This is a genomic window from Pseudoalteromonas sp. SG43-4 (assembly GCF_014164325.1).
GTDB lineage: Bacteria > Pseudomonadota > Gammaproteobacteria > Enterobacterales > Alteromonadaceae > Pseudoalteromonas > Pseudoalteromonas distincta.
This window is the reverse complement of record NZ_JACJFB010000003.1, coordinates 150960-170029: the sequence shown is the minus strand read 5'-3', so window position 1 is coordinate 170029 and position 19070 is coordinate 150960. Positions and strand designations below refer to the sequence as shown.

Genomic DNA, 19070 nt, shown 5'->3' with positions numbered 1-19070 from the left:
TAAAAATGACACCGGATCAAAAGTTTGCACGCTATGTAAGGTTTTCTCTCATAGGGTTTATCTTAGTATTTATTTACTATTTAGTGGCCGATATGGTTTTGCCTGTGACACCACAAGCACGTGTTTATCACCCTGTTGTGCAAATATCACCGCAAATTAGTGGCCGAGTCACTAGTGTGCAAGTTAGTAATAACCAATCAGTTAAAGCAGGCGATATATTATTTAGTATCGATGAAGGCCCATATAATTTAGCTAAAGAACAAGCTCAACTCGCCCTTGATGATGCCAAATTACAAAATAAACGCCTTGATACCAATGTTAAAGCGCTTGAGGCACAAATAAGTGCTGCAAACGCTAAACAGCATGAGCAAAAACTATTAAAAAGCAGAGGCGAAAAGCTCTATAAGCAAAAGTCTATATCGGAGCAAGAACTTGAAAGCATTCGTGCTAATTTTGAAGCGAGTAAAGCAAATGTTGCAGCCCTTGAAGCGCAGTTAGCTGAAGCGGTTTTAGCTAGAGGTGACTCAGGGAACAAAAACTTAGCCATGCGCCACGCTGCTAACCAGTTAGCGCAAGCTGAGCTAAATTTATCCTACACAAAAGTGCGCGCATTAAGTGACGGCGTAGTTGCTAACTTACAATTATTAAACGGCGCATACGCAGTTGCAGGCAGCCCGTTATTAGCTATTGTTGCTAAAAAGGCAGATTTAGTTGCCGACTTTAGAGAAAAGTCACTCACAAATATGAAGCAAGGCACCCAAGCGCGCGTAGTATTTGATAGCCGTCCAGGTGAAGTTTACGACGCAATACTTGAAACATTTGAAGCAGGCGTTAGCAGTGGTCAACTTAGTGCTAATGGTTTACTAAGTACAACAGAAACCAGTAATCGTTGGGTGCGTGATGCACAGCGTCAACGCATTCACTTAAAGCTCATTAATCATCAAGACTTAATAGCAAACATGCCTAGTGGCTCACGTGCAACAGTACAATTATTACCAGAATCAACAATTGGGCAATGGTTTGGCTCTGCACAAATCAGGTTTATTAGCTGGTTACACTACATTTATTAATGGAGGCTTTATGACTCAAATTGTTAGCCAAGGCCCACAATTAGACTCCAATGGCCTTCGCCAAGCACTGCGCATTGCAGGTGGGTGTACCCTTGGCTTTACTATTAGTGAATTAATGAACTGGCCCAATGGTATATTTTTTACCGTTTATCCTATGTTGATATTGGGCATGGTACCTACGTTAAGTCGTGGGCTTATAAATCAATTTATAGCATCTGCTGCATTTAGCGCACTTATAGTGCTGATAATGCAGGGATTATTTTCTCACTTACCAGTCGTTATGACATTGTTAGTGTTTGGTGTTTTCTGCTTTTTATTTCATAAAATGAGTAGCGGTAGTGCCTTTTTATTTGGCGCTTTAGGCGTGATCAGTCTTTCTATTCAGCTGCATTTTTCCAGCTATGTTGATCAAGGAAGCAGTATTTATCCATTAATTTTAACTAATGGTTTGGCTATATTTTTAACCGTTATTATTGGAGCATTAATGCATGGCCTATTTCCTGATGTAACCGCAAGGCCCGGGCGAGTAATGCCAGCTAAAGCAAAAGAAAGTATTCGCCATGAGGTATTGTTATGCTCAACCGTGGCTACGCTCTCTTTTGTTGTTTTTCAGGTTCTTGATTTACAAGACTCAATATCTGCGCAGGCAGCTTCTGTGCTTATTTTATTTTCGTTGTGCTGGAAAGCCGCAGGTATGGCCGGTTGGCAGCGAGCAATTGGAACGCTTATAGGCTGTAATGCAGCGTTACTATCGCAACTATTTTTGTACAGTCACTCTGATTTTTTACTTTTTCCGATGGCTATTTTGTGGATACTTTCGTTTGTTTTTGCGCGCTTTCATATTTTAGGCGGAGGCATACCTGGCATTGGTTTTGGTGTATTGACTACATTTGGTATTTTGTTTGGAAATTCACTCGGGCCAGGCCAAGATCTTGTTTATAGTGCAATGTACCGGTTTAGTTCGGTATCTGTGGCTATAATCTTAAGCTTATGTGTTGTGTATGTTATGCACCATATACTTAATCGGTTTAGCGTAACTCGCCATCATACTTATGATTAGGTAAACCCTGTTTGTAAAACTAAAGGCTGCAATTGCAGCCTTTTTAATAAGCTTGGTTAAACTATTTTAATCATCTATATGAGCAGTATTTTCGCTTTACATATTCACAGTTTTTAGTCTTTCCTGGTGATAATAAGCGTTAGCACACCCGCTATAATCCCCCAAAAAGCAGACCCCACTGAAAGTAATGTTAAGTTAGATGCAGTTACTAAAAAAGTGACTATTGCGGCCTCAGTATATTCAGTACTACTAAGGGCTTGCTGCAAACTATTAGCAATGGTGCCAAATAGCGCAATGCCCGCCAAAGCTAAAATAAGTGCCTGCGGTAAACTTGCTACCAAGCCAACTAATGTAGCTGCGCACAACGCCATTAAAATATAAAATACGCCAGCCGCTATACTCGCCCAATAACGTTTATCATGATTTTTATCCGCTTCATCACTCATACAAATAGCTGCGGTAATCGCGGCTAAATTAATAGAGTAGGCTCCAAAAGGAGCGCTAAGCATATTTACAAAGCCAGTAACATTAAGAGATGCAGATATAGGCGCTTTATATTTATGTGCTTTTAAAACCGCAATACCCGGTAAATTTTGCGAAGTCATGGTAACTATATAAAGTGGTAAGCCTATACTAATACATGCTTGCAAGTGGAAAGCGGGTTCAATATAAGCAAATTCGCTCATTTTCCAGTGCAGCGCGCTGGTATCAATATGGCCCATTTGCCAAGCGAGTAATACACCTATAATAAGCACGCTTAACATAGCAAAGCGGGCAAAAAAGCGTTTACCAATAAAGTACATAACGACCATTAAACCAATTACTAAAGGCATGTCGTTCATAAAATTAAACACATCGATACCAAAGGTAACAAGCACGCCGGCCAACATGGCGCATGCAAGCTCACTTGGAATACGGTTCATTATTTTTTCAAACCAGCCCGTAACCCCCGACAAAAACACGAGCAATGCACTGAGCATAAACGCGCCAATAGCCTCATTTAAGTTATACCCTTGGGCACTTGAAATAAGTAATGCAGCTCCCGTGGTAGACCACGCAATTAAAACAGGTACTTTGTAATAGTACGATAAACCAATTGACGTTGTGCCCATCACTAAACCGAGCATTAAAATCCAACTAGCTACTAAATCGGGCGTACCACCAAGGGTTATCACTACCTGATAAATTAATGCAATAGAACTCGAAAAACCAATAATTACAGCCACAAGTCCTGCTGTAATTCGGTTAAGCAACTGATCAGACACCTTCATAAATTCCTCGTAATGCATTTATGCAGCTCACAACATACGTGCCCAATAATTACATTGCAATTAGCGATTGGTTTACAAAAGGTGAAATAAATTCACTTTTTATTTTTCATTGTAATTAACGTCAAAAAGTCACTTTTAACCATTGTATTTAACTAAACAAACAAGTACCTACAACTGCGCCAAAGCCCGCGTAAACACTACTAAAAACCAATACTAAAAAGAGCAAAAAACACACCAAAAATAAATATCCTTATATTTTATAAGGAATTATAAAATTAAGAAATAATTCTTTTCGGTTACATTTATTATCTTGATCTAATCCATTTAATAATATAAAACGTAACAAATAGTTAACCAAAAACACTAAAAGAGAAACAAATGAAGAGATCTGTCGTCTTACTAATTGCTATACCATTATCGGCATTTGCAGTTTATGGGCTATTTTTTAATGCAGATGAAACGGGCGAACCTATCGCGCCTGTTGCTATTGATTTTGTTCCTATTGATTTACAAAAAACGCGCAATACGCATCCCCCTGCACCTATTGATATGAGTAAAGATCCAATTACTGTTAAACCCATTGCTGCCCCTGACAACAACTTACCGTTTGAAGAATTTGATGCCGTAAATCGCCTATCAGACAAAGCAAAGCAAGTGCTTATAAATGCAAAAGTTTTACCGACTGACTTACATAACGAGGCCTATATTGAGTTTGATTTAAATTCTTTAGAGGCGTTAGAAACTGGCGAAAACTTTGATTTAGCTATTCCGCAAACAGCCGAAACATTCACCGCAGAAGTGACTAATGTGGTTGAGTCTGAAAATGGCGATAAGAGCATATTTGGTAAAATAGTGGGTGTTGACGGTCGCATGCATAATACCGTTTTAACGGTAGGTAAAGATGCCGTATATGGCCAATTTACTGCACCTTCTGGCAACTATGTATTCGAAAGTAAAGGTAAGTACGGATGGATTGCAGCAAAACGCGATTTATATAAAAGCCACATAGAGCATGAAGTAACCGCACCAAAACCCAAATCAGATAAAAGCATCGATATATTTGCACCAAAAATTGATGGCTAACCAAAAAATATAAAAAGCAATTAAAGCCGCACTATAAGGCAGCTTTAGTGTGTCTGCTTTTTATGATCTCAACCAAGTTAAAAACAGTTCCAACCACAACAAGAGTAAGGAAATACAATAATGAAAAAAGTAATCACAACAACAGCACTGGCTGCGGCATTATGTGCAGCAAGTGTTGCACAAGCAGAAACAATCGATATCGGTATTTTATATACCGACCAATCAGCTGCCGCAACTAGTAATATTGACACTAAAATAAATCAACTAATTGCTTTTAGTAATCAGGTATATAGCCAAAATGGCGTTGATATAACACTACGCTTAGCTGGCAAACAAAACTTAGGTGACTACGCAGTAACGCCGTCTGAGGATTGGTTAGATTCGGTTACAAATAGCAGCTACGTAGATGGTTTACGCAGCGATTGGAAAGCCGACATGATTGCCGTATTAGGTACTGGCCAAAGTGCTGGCAATGGGCTTATTTCATGTGGTTTAGCGTGGGTTGGCCAAGGCACTAATGGCAATCTATATAGCTCAATGAGCAGCCGTATGTACTCAATCACTGCAATTGATTGTGGTGCAACTACATTTGTACACGAACTTGGTCATAACCAAGGTTTAGCGCATTCACGCAAACAAGGTGACACATCTGGCGGTGTATATGTAGATGGCATGGGTCATGGCGTACAAAATGAGTTTGCAAGTATTATGGCTTACCCGCACGTTTACGGTAGCGCAACTCAGTACGATTACTTCTCTAACCCTAACTGGAGCGTAAATGGTATTGCTTTTGGTATTACAAACCAAGCGTATGCAATTCGCACGGTTACTGCTACAAAAACAAGTATTGCTAACTTTAAATAAGTAGCGCATTAAAAAGTGGGCTAAATAGCCCACTTTAAAGTTTTAACATGTTCTTCCCTGCAGAGCGCTTACGCGCTCTTATAGATTAAGCTAATGCACAACCACTTTTTGCTTAATTGCTGGCATTAATGTTTTACCATTGCCATCTACTTTGTTTAACAATTTAAGCCCCATCACTTTTGCAAGTACTGGGTAGATATCAAGGTTACTCACTTCTTTAAGGCTTATACCTTGTTTAAATGCAGGGCCTACAGCAATAAATGATGCTGCCATATCCTCGGTATATGCATAACCGTGAGTCCCTAAATAGGTTGGTTTTTTACCATTGGTAAATACCGCTGGCGCTGTAGTTTGCACCACAATATCGCCTACGCGAGTGCCTTTATTGTAATGGTACGCTGCTAACTGCTCGTCAGTTAATACTGTATAACGACCGTTTGCTGCTTTTTGTAAACGAGCTTTATAGCCGGCTATATCCGCATTTATTGCATCGGGTTGAGTGTATATGAGTAAACGTGGACCGGTGTTTTTAACTAAAAAGTTTTCATCTTGAGGCAGTGTGGTTACATCAATACTTTTATCTGGATCTATACTCGCCATACCATGATCCGAGACAATAACTAAGTTTACCTCTTGCTCTAATTTACTTAAGCGAGTTTGTAATTGCCCCATTAATTCATCAAGCTGTTTAACTGCATCTCGCGTTTGTGGTGCGTCTGGTCCAAACTCATGGCCCATGCTATCAACTAGCGAAAAGTAACTCGCAATAAAACGTGGGCGCTGTGCTTTTGGCAAACTTAACCATTGAATAATTTGATCAACACGGCTTTGGTAATCGCTGTATTTAGAATAGTGATAAAAGTAATCTGGTGTCATGCCGTTAAATAATGCATCTGACTCAGGCCAAAAATAAGTAGCCGATTTAAGCCCCTGCATTTTTGCTAAATTCCAAAGCGGAATCCCCTTCACCCAAGTGCTATCGCCCAATGCTTTGCCCATGCTGTAACAGTCGTTTTTACGCGCTTTATCACAAAAGCTATTATCAACAATGCCATGATTTACTGGCAGTAAGCCCGTAATAATAGAAATATGGTTAGGAAACGTTTTAGTCGGATAAACAGGTATTAGTTTTTGTGCGCGAACACCGCGCTCGGCCATTGCTTTTAAATTTGGTGCGCCGTGTTTTTCAATATAATCCCAACGCAGGCCATCAATTGATACAAGCACCACAGTTTGCTCTTTTGCAGCAAATGCGCTGTTCATTCCTAACATTAGGCAAATTGATACTGCCTTTAAAATCCACTGTTTCATTATAAACACCTATAAATGCACAACAATTACTCAAAAAATTATTTTAAAGCAAGTTGTTACTTTATGATACAAACTGATAGATTAAACCCTGTATATTAAAGACAAATGACTATGTGCTAAAAACTATGCCAGTCATCAATTGTAAAAAGGATAAGTATAAAGATGACCATAGATTTTAGTAAAAAAATAACGCCAGCACGAATGTATCGCACAACCTCTAACTTACAAATGGCGCTAGAAAGCGACCGTGGCCGTATTATTAACAGTGCCGCTATTCGCAGGCTTCAGCAAAAAACCCAAGTGTTTCCCCTTGAACGTAACGCAGCTGTTCGTTCGCGCTTAACTCACTCGCTTGAGGTACAACAGGTTGGTCGTTTTATAGTGCAACGTATTTTTGCAAATTTAAGCTACCAACAACAAAAAGATTACGGTTTAACCGACCTAGAACGCCCCCTAGAAAGCTTAGTAGAAATGGCCTGCCTAATGCACGATATAGGCAACCCACCGTTTGGACATTTTGGCGAAGCTGCAATAAACCACTGGTTTAATAACAACCTAGCAAGCGTAACACCCGAGCGCTGCAAAGAGCCCAATACCGGTATAGGTGTTGTTTTTAAACACCTTGCGCTTGATATTTGTAACTTTGAAGGCAACGCTCAAGGCATACGTATAATTCATTCGTTGCAAACGCTTAATTTAACTTACAGCCAAAGTGCTGGTATTTTAAAATACACTCGCCCTGCAGGGCTTGATACAAAAGATATACCGCAAAATAAAAACTACTTAATGAAAAAAGTAGGTTACTACTACAGCGAAAAAAACTTTGTTGAAGCACTACAAAAAGAGCTCACTATTGAGCCATATTGCCGCCATCCAGCAAGTTATATAATGGAAGCCGCCGACGACATTTCGTATTGCCTAGCCGATATAGAGGATGCTGTTGAAAAAGGGATCATAAGCACCGAATTCTTATGTACACAGCTTAAAAGTCATTATAAAAAAGCACTTATAAACCTAACAATAGACGATACAGAGCACCAAACTTTTGTAGATAAAGCAGTTGACTACGCACATGAGCGCGCCAAAGCACAACCATATAACTTTAACAGCGAATTTTTTATATACCTGCGCGTAGCACTTTTACATCCGCTAGTTGGACATGCTGCAAAACGCTTTATTGAGAACATAGAACCTATTTATCATGGCGATTTTAACCAAGCACTTTTAGAAGATAGGAGCCATCTACACGCTGTAACCAAAATGCTAAAGCAAGTGGCACTTGAGCATGTATTTTCAAACAAAGAAGTCGAAAAATTAGAGCTACAAGGGTATCGCATAATTAATGGTTTGCTCGATTGCTATAAACCATTACTGCTACTAAACAAGGATGACTTTAAGCGTGCACTAAATGGCGATTCACGTTTATTAATAGAGTCGCGACTTGTTAAAAAGCTCTCTAAAAAGCACTTAAACAGTTACCAACACGCAATAGATGCGATGCAAGAAGAGCCCGATCACTTTGCGGCGTATGAATTTTATTATCGCTGTAGATTAATTCAAGATTATATAAGCGGTATGACCGACCAATTTGCTTACGATGAATATCGCAGCCTTATGGTTATTGATTAGACGTATTACTCTGGATAATTTTTAATTTTGCGCTTAAAATCAAACTATTAATATTTAAGCGCGCATAACTTCATGATATCAAAACTAATTAGATTTACCCTTTGCTTTGCCTTATTTTATAGTGCGCAAAGTGCTGCATACAACGAAGCTATGTGCATTTTAATTAAACAAGAAATGCAGCAAAATAGTAATAATAAAGCGAGTCAAAAATACCGTAAAGCTGCGCGTGATTACAAAAATAACTGTAATAAGCCAAAAGAAATTCAAGCACAACCTAAGCCCCAAATAATAGAGCCTGAGCCGACTATTATTACTCAGCCACAACCTAAAATTGTTGAACCTGCCCCTGTAATTAAACCTACTGAAGAAGCTGTTAAAGAAAGCATCAACGAGCAAACCCTTAATTTAACTAATGATCAAAAACAACAAATAAATGATCAGCTAAATACCAACAGTAACGAAATAGTAATTGATGCAGAGCCAACAACAGCAGTACCCGAGCAAGTAGTTACAGAGCAAAAAAACGAAGCCGCAATAGAGCAAGTAAAACCTGCGACGCCAGAGCAAAACGTTCAACCTACGCCTGAAAATCCTGTACTTGTAAAACCAGCACCGGTGTTAACTAAACCAGCGCCAGTTATTGCGCCGCAACCTATAGCACAAAGCCCAAGCTCTTTACTTTTACCCACTTTAATACTTGTTATAGTGGTACTTATTGGCGCTATGATAGTCGTGCGCCTGCGCCGTGCAAAACAAAGTAAAGTGATGGCAGAACCGACTATAGCGGCTCCACCTGAAGTTAAATCAGAAAAAATTGCTACGCCAGCTAAACCTGAAACTACAAAAGAGCCAGAGATTGAGCCTGTCGTCATCAACGAAGTAACTCAAAATAATAAACCAGTTGAGAGCAGCGTAGAGGCAAATGAAGAGCCTTTAGAGCCTACTAACACTACACAAAATGCTGATATTGAACATACACCACCGCAAATTTCAGATGAGCAAAACAACGTAGCTACACAAGTGCAAACAAGCGAAATTGAGCCTACACCGCTTAACTCAATTGATACTTTAGAGCAAACAAGTACCGCTACATTTAACGAAGTAAAACAAAAACCAGAGCCTAATACAGCCGAGTTTGAAGCCGCCGCCAAAACAACCTTAGAGCGTATTAAAAATGCCAGCAGCTTTAATGAGCCAGAAGTACGCGACTTTGATCCAGATGCAAAGCCTGTAAAAAAACAACGTAAGCACCATACTGCTCATATAACGGAGCCTGCGCCAATAGAAGCCGAACATAACACTGTAGAGCCTGTTATTAGTACTCCTGAGCCAGTAACAGCGAGTGAGCCGGTTGTAGATTTACACGCACCAGAGCAAATTGCTGACGCTCAATCGACTACATATACAACAGAGCAAGACTTTAAAGAACCAGAGGTACGTACATTTAACCCAGATGCACCATTACCTGGTGAAAAGCCGATGCCTAAAAAACAAAGCTCAACACCTGAGCAAGCACAAACAACACCGCCAGTTGATGAGCCACAAAGTGAGCCTAAAAAAGCAGACAATAACAATCCATTTGCTAACTTGTCGTTAGACTCAAGCTGGGATCCTGACTCGACTGAAAAACCCAAAATAGAAGAGAAAAAACGCGCGCCTAAATCGCAAGCATTAATAGATGCAGAAGAACGCGCTAGAAACATGCAAACCAAATAGTAAGTTTTAAAGTCGCGCCTCATATTTGAGGCGCTATTTTAGTAACTAAATAATTAACTGCTTTTTTACCGTATTACTTACACTCTTATCCCATCCTAAAATGCGCTTTAGTAATTAGGAGCTTCGCTCCTTGCGCGAGCAAGTTCAGCGCCTGGTTCAATATTCAAGCTTGAGAGTGTTTTATAAGCTTACAACTTGTTGGCGCGATGAGTGCAGAGCATACATTTAACTGGTGGTATTTTTAGACTTGAGTTTACGGCTACGTTATCCGCAGCCATAAATTAAAGTAACTTGGTCAACATGCCCTAGATAAGTTTATTTTTTAAGCTTTAACCCGCCAATTAATAGCAGTGGTCCTATAAACATGGCAAGGCCATACACGCCACCGGTAACTGCGTATTCTGGTTTATTTAAAAAGCTAATAGCGATTAAAATAGCTAACGATGCATTTTGAATTCCAACCTCAATTGAAAGCGTCAGCGAATCAGTTAAATTTAATTTTGAACACTTAGCAATTAACCAACCAACAACCATTGAACCAATATTAAGCGCTATGCACGCCCAAAATACGTTGTTAAATGAGCTAACTAATAAATCGCGCTCTTTTATTACTAGTGCGGCAATCATCATAAGCATAAAAAACAACGAGAAGCGTCTAAAAAACGGCTCTGCTTTAATGGCAAAATCACTTTTAAAGTGACGCAACCAAATGCCTATAGCAACTGGCACTAAGGTAATAAAAAATAGCCCTAATGAAGTAGTTAAAATAGAAAAAGTAGCATCGTCTGCTGGGGCAAACTGACTCATAGCAAAGCCAATAATAAACGGTGTGGTTATTATACTAATTGCGGTAGAGGCAGCTGTTAAACTTACCGAAAGCGCTAAATTAGCTTTAGCAAGCTGGCTTACTACATTTGACATAGTACCGCCGGGGCAAGCAGCTAATATCATTAAACCAATAGCGATAGGCGTTGGTAGGTTTAGTAAATAACACAGCCCTAATGCTAATAAAGGCATTGCTACAAGTTGGCCTATTAAACCCATGACAATGCCAAGCGGGCTTTTAAATAAACGAGTAAAATCGGTTGTTGTGAGCCCAAGACCCATACCAAACATAATAAGTGCAAGGGCGAGTGGAAGTATTACTTCAGTTAATATAGATGCATTCAAATTAGACAGCCTCGTTTGTTATTGTTTTTAATTAGAGTGTTAATTTTTAAGTTAACTGTAACGCCCCTTTACAATAACTAGAAGTATTACTTATTTAAAATAGCAGCCACGTGCTTATCTAGTTCTGGAAGTACATCTTGTTCAAACCATGGGTTCTTTTTAAGCCATATATTATTACGCGGACTCGGATGTGGAAGCACTAAATAATTTGGCCAATACTCACGCCACGATTTTACTAACTCCGTAAGTGGCATTTTTTTAGTCTCTGGTAAATGATACGCCTGCGCGTATTTACCAAGCACTATTGTCAGCTCAAGATTTGGTAGTGCAGCCAATAATTGCTCGCGCCATGCAGGCGCACATTCTTTTCTCGGTGGTAAATCACCCGACTTCCCCCTACCCGGGTAGCAAAAGCCCATAGGTAAAATGGCTATATTATTAGCGTCGTAAAATTCATCACGTGTTAGCCCAAGCCATTCTCGCAGGCGGTTTCCGCTTGCATCGTTAAACGGCACACCTGTTTCGTGAACTTTGATTCCAGGTGCTTGCCCTGCAATTAAAATACGTGCGTTTTGGTTAAATTGTATAACAGGGCGAGCCCCTAAAGGTAAATGAGGTTCACAGATCATGCATTTACTAACTTGCTCTATTAATTGGTGACTATTCATGTTTATTTGGCCTTAAATGCTTAATATTTATCCTAAATGGCCATTTAGGATAAATGAGTTGGTAAAAAATCGGTTTATTTTAATTAAAACGAGCGTTAGTTAGTAAAATCGTGATCTTTAAGCTCATTCGCGCTACAAGCCTTGTAAAACCTAGCGTTGCTCGGCCCATACAGCAAATTCATTGCCGCTTGGCTCTGCAAAATGAAACCGGCAACCACCCGGAAATTCAAAAATAGGTTTTAATATTGTGCCACCATGGAGTTGTACTTTTCTATACGTGGCGTGAATGTCGTTACTATAAAAAACCAATAGCGCAGCACCGTTTTGAGTTAGCGATTTAAGCGGCGCATTAAAAAAGCCACCATCGAGCCCTTGGCCACTAAACGCCGTGTATTCTGGGCCGTAGTCAGTAAACTGCCAATTAAATACACGACTAAAAAAGGCCTTAGTTGCGGGTAAGTCGCATGCAGGAAACTCAACGTAATTTAGTTTTTCGTGATCGCTCATCGTTATTCACTCTTTATTTTTACTCAGTTTATTAACCTTAAGCTTTACATAGAGCCTGTGCAATATCATTAAACAATATCAGATCAGTATTTTACTAAGTAATTAAGTAAGCATAACTTACTTAAAAATTAAATATCACAAATGAGAATAACTATCTTTTGTATTTGTAACATATATAATAGCGCCTTTGTTTTATCCTCAGCTTTAAATAAAGGGATTAATTAACTATGCAGGCACCTTTGCACAGTGCGCCATTCGATAAGGTTAACGTGATTGCGCTTATAGTAAAAAGCGTAAGCAGTTATCGAGTTTTGGTATTTTTACGTTTTTTTATTGCCATAATTGGTGGCTATGCTTTTACCTCTGCAAGCACTGCGTTATTAAGTTTTGTATTGCCAATAGCTAAACAAGACGCTGTGCTGTTTAGTGTTTCAATCAGCATTTTAATTTATGCCGTTGTATTTATTTATGCTTTTAGCGTTAAATCATTAAAAACAGTATGGATCAGTATTTTACTAAGTACAGGAGCGTTCATAGGATTGCTTGCATTACTGAAGGGTTGGGTATGAAAGACAGCTTTTTCAGATCGATGACTTGGTTGCACACTTGGGTAGGGTTACTCGTTTGTTGGTTATTATATTTAATATTTTTTGCAGGGACTCTTAGCTTTTTTAGAGACGAAATAACGTTGTGGAATCAACCAGCCATTCATAATGTGCAAGCCCAAACACAGCGTATAGAAGCGCAAAAACAACAAATAATTACCGGATTTGATTACTTAGCTAACCATGGAGCTCACTCATCAAGCTGGCGTATTACATTACCCGAGCCACGCATTCCTTATTTAATTTATGGTTATGCAAAACCAAAAGAGCCAGGTCAGCGCCGCAGCCGGTTTGAAAACACACAGCTAAACCCTAATACCATGCAAGAGCTTGAGCCCTTTGTAGATACTAAAGGCGGTAACTTTTTTTATCGGCTGCACTATGATTTACATTACATGGATGCAATAACCGCACGCTGGATTGTGTGCTTTGCTAGCTTTTTTATGCTGATTGCCATTATATCGGGGGTGGTTATTCATAAGCGTATTTTTAAAGATATGTTTAGCTTTAGGCGTAACAAAGGTAGCCGTACATGGTTAGATGCCCATAACTTAAGCTCTGTGCTTGCCCTTCCTTTTCATTTAATGATTACTTACACGGGTATAATTACACTTATATTTATGTTGTTTCCCTACCCTGCGCAAACGTCTTACGATAACGGCATGCGTGGCTTTTTTAACGATGTAACCCCTCGCAACACCATGACCGATAAAGCCCAAGGCGAATCGCCAATGGTGCCAATACAACGCATTTTAGATCAGGTTTATACTAAGTGGCCTCATGCAGATATTACTCGCGTACAAGTTAACCAACCAAATATGGCAGCTTCAACAATTACCGTATTGGTAAGCGCAGATAAAACACTGCGTGACCAAGCACCACGCTTAATATTTAGTGGTGCTACAGGGCAAATGGTCGCTAAAACTGATGACGAGCTAACTAGCAGCAAAGCGCTTTACGAATCACTTAATTCAATGCATACAGGGCGTTTAGCTACGTGGTTACTGCGTTGGTTATACGTATTAGGCGGTATTGCAGGCTGTGTAATGATTGGCTCTGGCTGTATTATGTGGGCTAAGCGAATTCGCGAGCGAACTAAAAATAACGTTAAACCTTCGTTTGGTTTAAAACTAGTTGAGGGGTTAAACCTAGCCACTATTATGGGACTTCCACTGGCAACGTGTGCATTTTTTATTGCTAACAGACTACTTAGCCCAACTACCGCAGAGCGCGCCGATAAAGAAATACTCGCGTTCTTTTTAACATGGCTAGCGGTTGCTCTTTTAGCACTTATAAAGCGCGACACACTGCAATGGCGAGTTATGGCAGCTATAAATGCTGTTGCATGTTTAAGCGTACCGGTTATTAATGCACTTACAACTAACGGTAATCTAGTTAGCTATTTGATGCACGAACAGTGGGCTTTATTTACTTTTGATGCACTGTTTTTGTTATTTAGTATATTGTTTTTTATACAAACCGAAAAATTACGTACTGCTAAAAACAACTCAAAAATAACCAGCCCTAGTCAATCTAATAACTTTAAAGGGCAAAAACCATGATTGATTTACTTGGGTTTAGCCTATGCCTGCTCAGTTTTAACTGTTTTGCGCTAGCTAAGTATAATCATTTTAAAGATGTATTTAAAAAACGCCCTACAGAATCCCAACGTAAAAAGCTGCTATTAGTTGCTTGGATCAGTATTTTACTAAGCTTGGTGCTTTGTATAGTTACTCAAGATGGATATGGTGCATTACTATTTTGCGGATTTATGAGCCTAAGTGTCTTAATTATAATGGTTTTTTATAATTTTTTAGTAGGCTACGTGAAGTGGTTTAGTGTTTTAAATAGCGTGTTAGTTGTACTAAGTGGGTTGTTTTTAGCATTAAACTAGCCTTAGTTAGTAAAAACGTGATCCGTTATTTTCTCATAGATTAGGGCGTGTTGATCTTTGGTGGGTGAATTTGCAGCAGACTGTTTGGTATTTAGGCAAGGCAGAGCCTATGTAGTGTGGTTATTCCCCATAAATAGGCGATAACGCAGCATAAATACCAAACATGCGCTGCCCTTTGGGTTCTTTCTAGGGACGATTAACTCTTTGTTGCTCGGTTTTTACTTAGCCAACTAGGTTACAAACCTCGCGCCGCGATTTAATCGCCCCTAGATTGAACAGATTTCAATCCACAAAGATCAACACGCCCTAGGCAAAAAAAATGGCAAGCTATATAGCTTGCCAACAATAGGGGATATTCAGTGTTTCCAATACTTGCTGTCTCACGGCAAGTACACACAATATAACCATAATATATTTAAGTTACTTTACAATTAAATTACTCTTTTATTACTACTTTAAAAACGTATATAACTAACTGTAAACCCCCTTTACATAGTCTCTTGGTTTACCCAAATTATTTCATCGGTAGCAAAGCCCAACTCTTTAGCTTTAGTTAAAAAGTGTTCTTTAAGCTCTTTGCTAACCGTTGGTGTACGCGACAAAAACCACAAGTAATCTTTGTTGTAACTGGTTATAAATGCATATTGATAATCGGGTTGGTCAAGTTCAAAAATCACGTAAGCGCCATAAAATGGACCAAAAAACGAGACTTTAAAATGCCCTGTGTCGGTGCCCTTAACAAACTTGGCTAAGCCTTCGGCGTCATCCCATTTTTTATCATCCGTTAAATACCCTTTGTTAAGGACCTTTACTGTGCCGTCGTCGTTAATTGAATAAGTCGCGGTAACTTGCTCCATCCCTTCTTCGAATGAGTGATTAAGACGCGCTATTTCAAACCATTTGCCTTTATATTTTTGTATATCAAAGTTTTTAACGGGTGTTATTCCCTCAGGAGGGCTGGTGCAGGCACTAAGAAAAAATAACCCTGTAATAAGTAAACCGTATTTAATAGCCTTCATGTAAGCTCCTTTTTTAATTACATAAATCGTACGTATTATCTAAATATAGATGGATATAAAGTTTGCTAGCCGATTAAAAAAATTTGCTATAGGATCGTATTAATTCTAAAGCAATAAAAATGACCATAGCATGAAAATTTGGGTAGATGCAGACGCGTGTCCTGTTGTTATAAAAGAAATACTTTTTAGAGCTGCAGAGCGTATGAAAATCGAGACTATTTTAGTAGCGAATCACGCAATGCGTATTCCGCCGTCAAAATACATAAGCCGCGTTCAAGTATCGTCGGGATTTGATGTAGCCGACGACGAAATAGTAAAACGTGTTGAAAAAGGCGATTTAGTTATTACAGGCGATATTCCGCTAGCAAGTGAAGTAATTGATAACGGCGGGCAAGCACTCAACCCACGTGGCGAGCTTTATACCACCGAGAATATCCGCTCAATACTTAACGTGCGCGACTTTATGGATACCATGCGCTCAAGCGGCGTAGAAATGAGTGGTGGGCCGCCGCCACTTAGCCAAACCGATCGCCAAAACTTTGCAAATAACCTCGACCGTATTTTAGCGCAAAACAAGGCTAACTAACTTGAATACCCAATTAGTTGGCTTAGGTGATACGCAATTTAGCGTGGCGGTATACGTAGCAAAAGCGCCGCCAATGCCTTTTTTTGAAACACTTGAATGCCTAGAACCGGTTATAAATGAGCAAATAAATACCATAAACCAGTACTGTGGTAATGGTTGGCGCAAAGTGTTTAACGTTTACGCCAAAGTGCTATTTTCCCTGCCAAGTGAGCATTATTCATTTGCTAAACAAGCCCCTACTTGGCAACAATATCGCGATGAGTATTTACTGCAAAAAAATAGTAAAACCGCCCTGCTATTTAGCGCGCCTGACACTACTATTACTTGCGCAGATAAAGCTACTAGCAATCAAAATCAGCTACACATAATTGCTGGGCGTACGCACGCTAAAAACTTATTACAACAAGGTAAGTTGCATGCACAATTTGATTGGCTCGACGACGAGTTTGCAATAGACACCAGTAACAACATTATTGTGTGCCCATATTTTGATTACAGGCAATTAAGTAATATAAAAATTGCGAGGTTAAGCGAGCTAGTCGCGCAGCTAAAAAAATAACACATTGTAAGGAACGACCATGGCCGGAATTTTAGAGTTAAACGAATTATTAAAATCAATGCAGCCTGTGCTTAAACAAGGTGAATACATATTTTGCTGTTTGGCAGGGAAATTGGCTGATTATGTTCACTTAGAGCCACTTGCTACTTATGTTGAAGAAGAAGGGCTAACCCTTATTTTAAAAGCTGAAACTGCTGACAAAGCAGGTATTACTTACGAGGGTAAATATAATTTAATTACCCTTAACGTACATTCAAGCTTAGAGGCCGTTGGGCTAACAGCTGCGGTATCTGCAAAGCTAACTGAGCATGGCATTAGCGCTAATGTGGTAGCTGCGTTTTATCACGACCATATTTTTGTACAAACAGACAAAGCACAAGCCGCGATGAAAGCGCTTTGTGAGATTGGTTAGGATTTTTGTAAACTATAGATACTATTTAAAAATATACGGAAAAATATATGGATGTTTCAAATCACGCTAGCAAGTTTAATCAATGGAAAGACACGTATAATTGGGATACATGCAAAACAAATAGAAAAGAATTTGGACAATTTATAGCTCAGTTTCTTACATCAGAAAGTCGCGTAATTAATCTTAATGGCATTTATGGTTCTGGTAAAACGGAATTTATTAGGCGTTTATATGTAGAGTTAGCAAACCTTAATCATCCTGTTGTTTATATAGATGTTTGGGAAAGTGACTTTTCAAATAACCCTCTTGCAGTTATTTGCAGCGAGTTATTAGAGCAAATTGAGTATGTTTTTAAAGAAAAGGCTCCGAGCGGAAAAGTTAAAGACAAGAAAAACGCTAAAGAAAAGTTTAATGATTTAAAGAGTCGTTTAGGAGTTTGTTTAAAATACGCTGAGTCTGCTGTTTTGTTCTCAGGCGATCCTATTACAATTGCAGCGACCAAAGCTGCATCCAAAGCAATTGAAGTGACTCCTAATTTTAATGCCTCGACACAATCGCAGAAGTACACTGAAACGATTCAAAAAAACCATATAGAATCTATTCAGGCAGTTAAAGATATAAAAGAATATTTAACCTATTTATCTGAACTAATTGAAATCATTTACGCATTGAATATACCAATCGTTATTTTGATCGATGAACTAGATAGGTGCCGACCAAATTATGCGATTGAAGTTTTGGAGGTTATTAAGCACTTTTTCGAAACTGATGGGTTTACCTTTTTAGTTGCTACCAATACAGAAGTCCTAGAACATTCAGTGAAGTCAATATATGGGGTTGACTTTGACGCACAACTCTATCTACGTCGGTTTTTCGATCGAAAAGTCAGTCTTCCATCCGTATCTTTGATAGATTATTTACTCTCTAGAAATTTGGATTTTGAGAAGTATAGAAAAGATAATGTATTACTTTATCCATATGTTGTTAACCAGTTAAGTAATATAAATTTTTTTGCTAACTTATTTAAGATTAATAAAATTGAATTAAGGGAAGTTGAACAAATCATAAACCGTTTTTTTGCAACTTTAGATTATGCAGCAAAACAACTAACAGCTTCTGATATTTTGATAAATACAGTTGTGCTCATGGTAGGTCTCATAGAACATCACTTAGATAAGCAAGTAAATAGAAGTAATACAAGTGAGATTAGTTTTACTATCGAGATTAGTACCGGACCTGTTGTAAGTGATCCTTTAAGTTCTTTCATCGAATCTATGTTTGACTGTGTGACTATTACTAGTGGAAGTAAATGTTTTTCAGAAAGTGGTCACAGCATATTTCCCGAGCAGAGAAGTATACTTCGAGTACAGTCAAAGAATTTTTCAAATGTGCAGTCAGATGGAGGGAAAGGCATAGCGAATTTAATTTCAGAAATGATAAATTATGAAGGCAATGGAAATTGTAATTATTGGATGTGGGAAGATTATCAAAAAATAATTGAGCTATCTGGACATATAGAATAATAAAAAGATCATCAGGTAAACCTATTAGGTGCGGGTTGATATAATAACAATCTGAGTAATATTAACATTAGAGCGTCGGGTGGCGCTTCGCATAACCGACCTACGTATAAGATAAAAGCGTGG

Annotated in this window: 19 protein-coding genes; 13 read left to right on the top strand and 6 right to left on the bottom strand. The window is 38.8% G+C overall.

Annotated elements, in window-relative coordinates:
- The first annotated feature begins 5 nt into the window (after window positions 1–5).
- Together H5160_RS04575 and H5160_RS04570 are read left to right on the top strand one after the other, a co-directional pair.
- Window positions 6–1070: an HlyD family secretion protein gene (locus H5160_RS04575; protein WP_165723799.1), complete on the top strand. Its 1065-nt coding sequence runs from the start codon at window positions 6–8 to the stop codon at window positions 1068–1070.
- Window positions 1071–1080: 10 nt separating this feature from the next.
- Entirely contained in the window at window positions 1081–2130 is a 1050-nt protein-coding gene (locus tag H5160_RS04570; RefSeq protein ID WP_024595851.1) for a DUF2955 domain-containing protein, read from the top strand.
- Between the two features lie 113 nt (window positions 2131–2243).
- Here the strand turns inward: H5160_RS04570 and H5160_RS04565 are convergent, their stop codons facing one another.
- Entirely contained in the window at window positions 2244–3401 is a 1158-nt protein-coding gene (locus H5160_RS04565) for a benzoate/H(+) symporter BenE family transporter (RefSeq protein ID WP_002959155.1), read from the bottom strand.
- A 378-nt stretch (window positions 3402–3779) separates the two neighbouring features.
- On the opposite strand from H5160_RS04565, the gene H5160_RS04560 reads away from it, so the two are divergent.
- Window positions 3780–4484: a hypothetical protein gene (locus H5160_RS04560; protein ID WP_182736905.1), complete on the top strand. Its 705-nt coding sequence runs from the start codon at window positions 3780–3782 to the stop codon at window positions 4482–4484.
- A 120-nt stretch (window positions 4485–4604) separates the two neighbouring features.
- A complete protein-coding gene (locus H5160_RS04555; RefSeq protein ID WP_002959157.1) occupies window positions 4605–5348 on the top strand; it encodes a zinc-dependent metalloprotease family protein in 744 nt (247 codons plus the stop codon).
- 90 nt (window positions 5349–5438) lie between these two features.
- Here H5160_RS04555 and H5160_RS04550 read toward each other — a convergent pair whose 3' ends face one another.
- Window positions 5439–6659: an alkaline phosphatase family protein gene (locus H5160_RS04550; RefSeq protein ID WP_039488828.1), complete on the bottom strand. Its 1221-nt coding sequence runs from the start codon at window positions 6657–6659 to the stop codon at window positions 5439–5441.
- 162 nt (window positions 6660–6821) lie between these two features.
- On the opposite strand from H5160_RS04550, the gene dgt reads away from it, so the two are divergent.
- A complete protein-coding gene (dgt, locus tag H5160_RS04545; RefSeq protein ID WP_182736575.1) occupies window positions 6822–8288 on the top strand; it encodes a dGTPase in 1467 nt (488 codons plus the stop codon).
- A gap of 72 nt (window positions 8289–8360) precedes the next feature.
- Window positions 8361–10004: a cell surface protein gene (locus tag H5160_RS04540; protein ID WP_182736573.1), complete on the top strand. Its 1644-nt coding sequence runs from the start codon at window positions 8361–8363 to the stop codon at window positions 10002–10004.
- A 315-nt stretch (window positions 10005–10319) separates the two neighbouring features.
- Here H5160_RS04540 and H5160_RS04535 read toward each other — a convergent pair whose 3' ends face one another.
- The 3 genes from H5160_RS04535 to H5160_RS04525 form a co-directional block, all read right to left on the bottom strand.
- Window positions 10320–11174 carry a bile acid:sodium symporter family protein gene (locus H5160_RS04535; RefSeq protein WP_182733082.1) on the bottom strand — a complete coding sequence of 285 codons (855 nt, stop codon included), beginning with the start codon at window positions 11172–11174 and terminating at the stop codon, window positions 10320–10322.
- An 86-nt stretch (window positions 11175–11260) separates the two neighbouring features.
- Window positions 11261–11842: a uracil-DNA glycosylase family protein gene (locus H5160_RS04530; RefSeq protein ID WP_182736903.1), complete on the bottom strand. Its 582-nt coding sequence runs from the start codon at window positions 11840–11842 to the stop codon at window positions 11261–11263.
- Window positions 11843–11992: 150 nt separating this feature from the next.
- Window positions 11993–12349 carry a VOC family protein gene (locus tag H5160_RS04525; RefSeq protein ID WP_024595859.1) on the bottom strand — a complete coding sequence of 119 codons (357 nt, stop codon included), beginning with the start codon at window positions 12347–12349 and terminating at the stop codon, window positions 11993–11995.
- A gap of 227 nt (window positions 12350–12576) precedes the next feature.
- Here H5160_RS04525 and H5160_RS04520 point away from each other — a divergent pair, with 227 nt between their 5' ends.
- Genes H5160_RS04520 through H5160_RS04510 form a run of 3 tightly spaced genes read left to right on the top strand, consistent with a single transcriptional unit; the run spans window position 12577 to window position 14848 of the window.
- Window positions 12577–12918 (top strand): hypothetical protein, encoded by a 342-nt coding sequence (locus tag H5160_RS04520; RefSeq protein WP_002959167.1) that lies wholly within the window; start codon window positions 12577–12579, stop codon window positions 12916–12918.
- The gene (locus tag H5160_RS04515; RefSeq protein ID WP_182736901.1) at window positions 12915–14516 is read left to right on the top strand and encodes a PepSY domain-containing protein; all 1602 of its coding nucleotides are present in this window, start codon (window positions 12915–12917) and stop codon (window positions 14514–14516) included. The genes H5160_RS04520 and H5160_RS04515 overlap by 4 nt, the downstream gene beginning before the upstream one ends.
- Window positions 14513–14848 (top strand): DUF3325 domain-containing protein, encoded by a 336-nt coding sequence (locus H5160_RS04510; RefSeq protein ID WP_182736899.1) that lies wholly within the window; start codon window positions 14513–14515, stop codon window positions 14846–14848. The genes H5160_RS04515 and H5160_RS04510 overlap by 4 nt, the downstream gene beginning before the upstream one ends.
- Window positions 14849–15336: 488 nt before the next feature.
- Here the strand turns inward: H5160_RS04510 and H5160_RS04505 are convergent, their stop codons facing one another.
- Window positions 15337–15867, bottom strand: a complete 531-nt coding sequence (locus H5160_RS04505; RefSeq protein ID WP_182696560.1) for a lipocalin family protein — start codon at window positions 15865–15867, stop codon at window positions 15337–15339.
- Between the two features lie 130 nt (window positions 15868–15997).
- Between H5160_RS04505 and H5160_RS04500 the strand changes: the two genes are divergently transcribed.
- From H5160_RS04500 to H5160_RS04485, 4 genes are read left to right on the top strand one after another with little or no spacing between them, the layout of a single operon-like run.
- Complete coding sequence (locus H5160_RS04500) at window positions 15998–16453, top strand: YaiI/YqxD family protein (RefSeq protein WP_002959175.1); 456 nt, start codon at window positions 15998–16000, stop codon at window positions 16451–16453.
- 1 nt (window position 16454) lies between these two features.
- On the top strand, window positions 16455–17012 hold the full coding sequence (locus H5160_RS04495; protein WP_182736897.1) for a DUF6942 family protein: 558 nt from the start codon (window positions 16455–16457) through the stop codon (window positions 17010–17012).
- Window positions 17013–17031: 19 nt separating this feature from the next.
- The gene (locus tag H5160_RS04490) at window positions 17032–17424 is read left to right on the top strand and encodes an ACT domain-containing protein (protein WP_182736895.1); all 393 of its coding nucleotides are present in this window, start codon (window positions 17032–17034) and stop codon (window positions 17422–17424) included.
- A gap of 47 nt (window positions 17425–17471) precedes the next feature.
- Window positions 17472–18947 carry a P-loop NTPase fold protein gene (locus tag H5160_RS04485; protein ID WP_182736893.1) on the top strand — a complete coding sequence of 492 codons (1476 nt, stop codon included), beginning with the start codon at window positions 17472–17474 and terminating at the stop codon, window positions 18945–18947.
- Window positions 18948–19070: the final 123 nt, after the last annotated feature.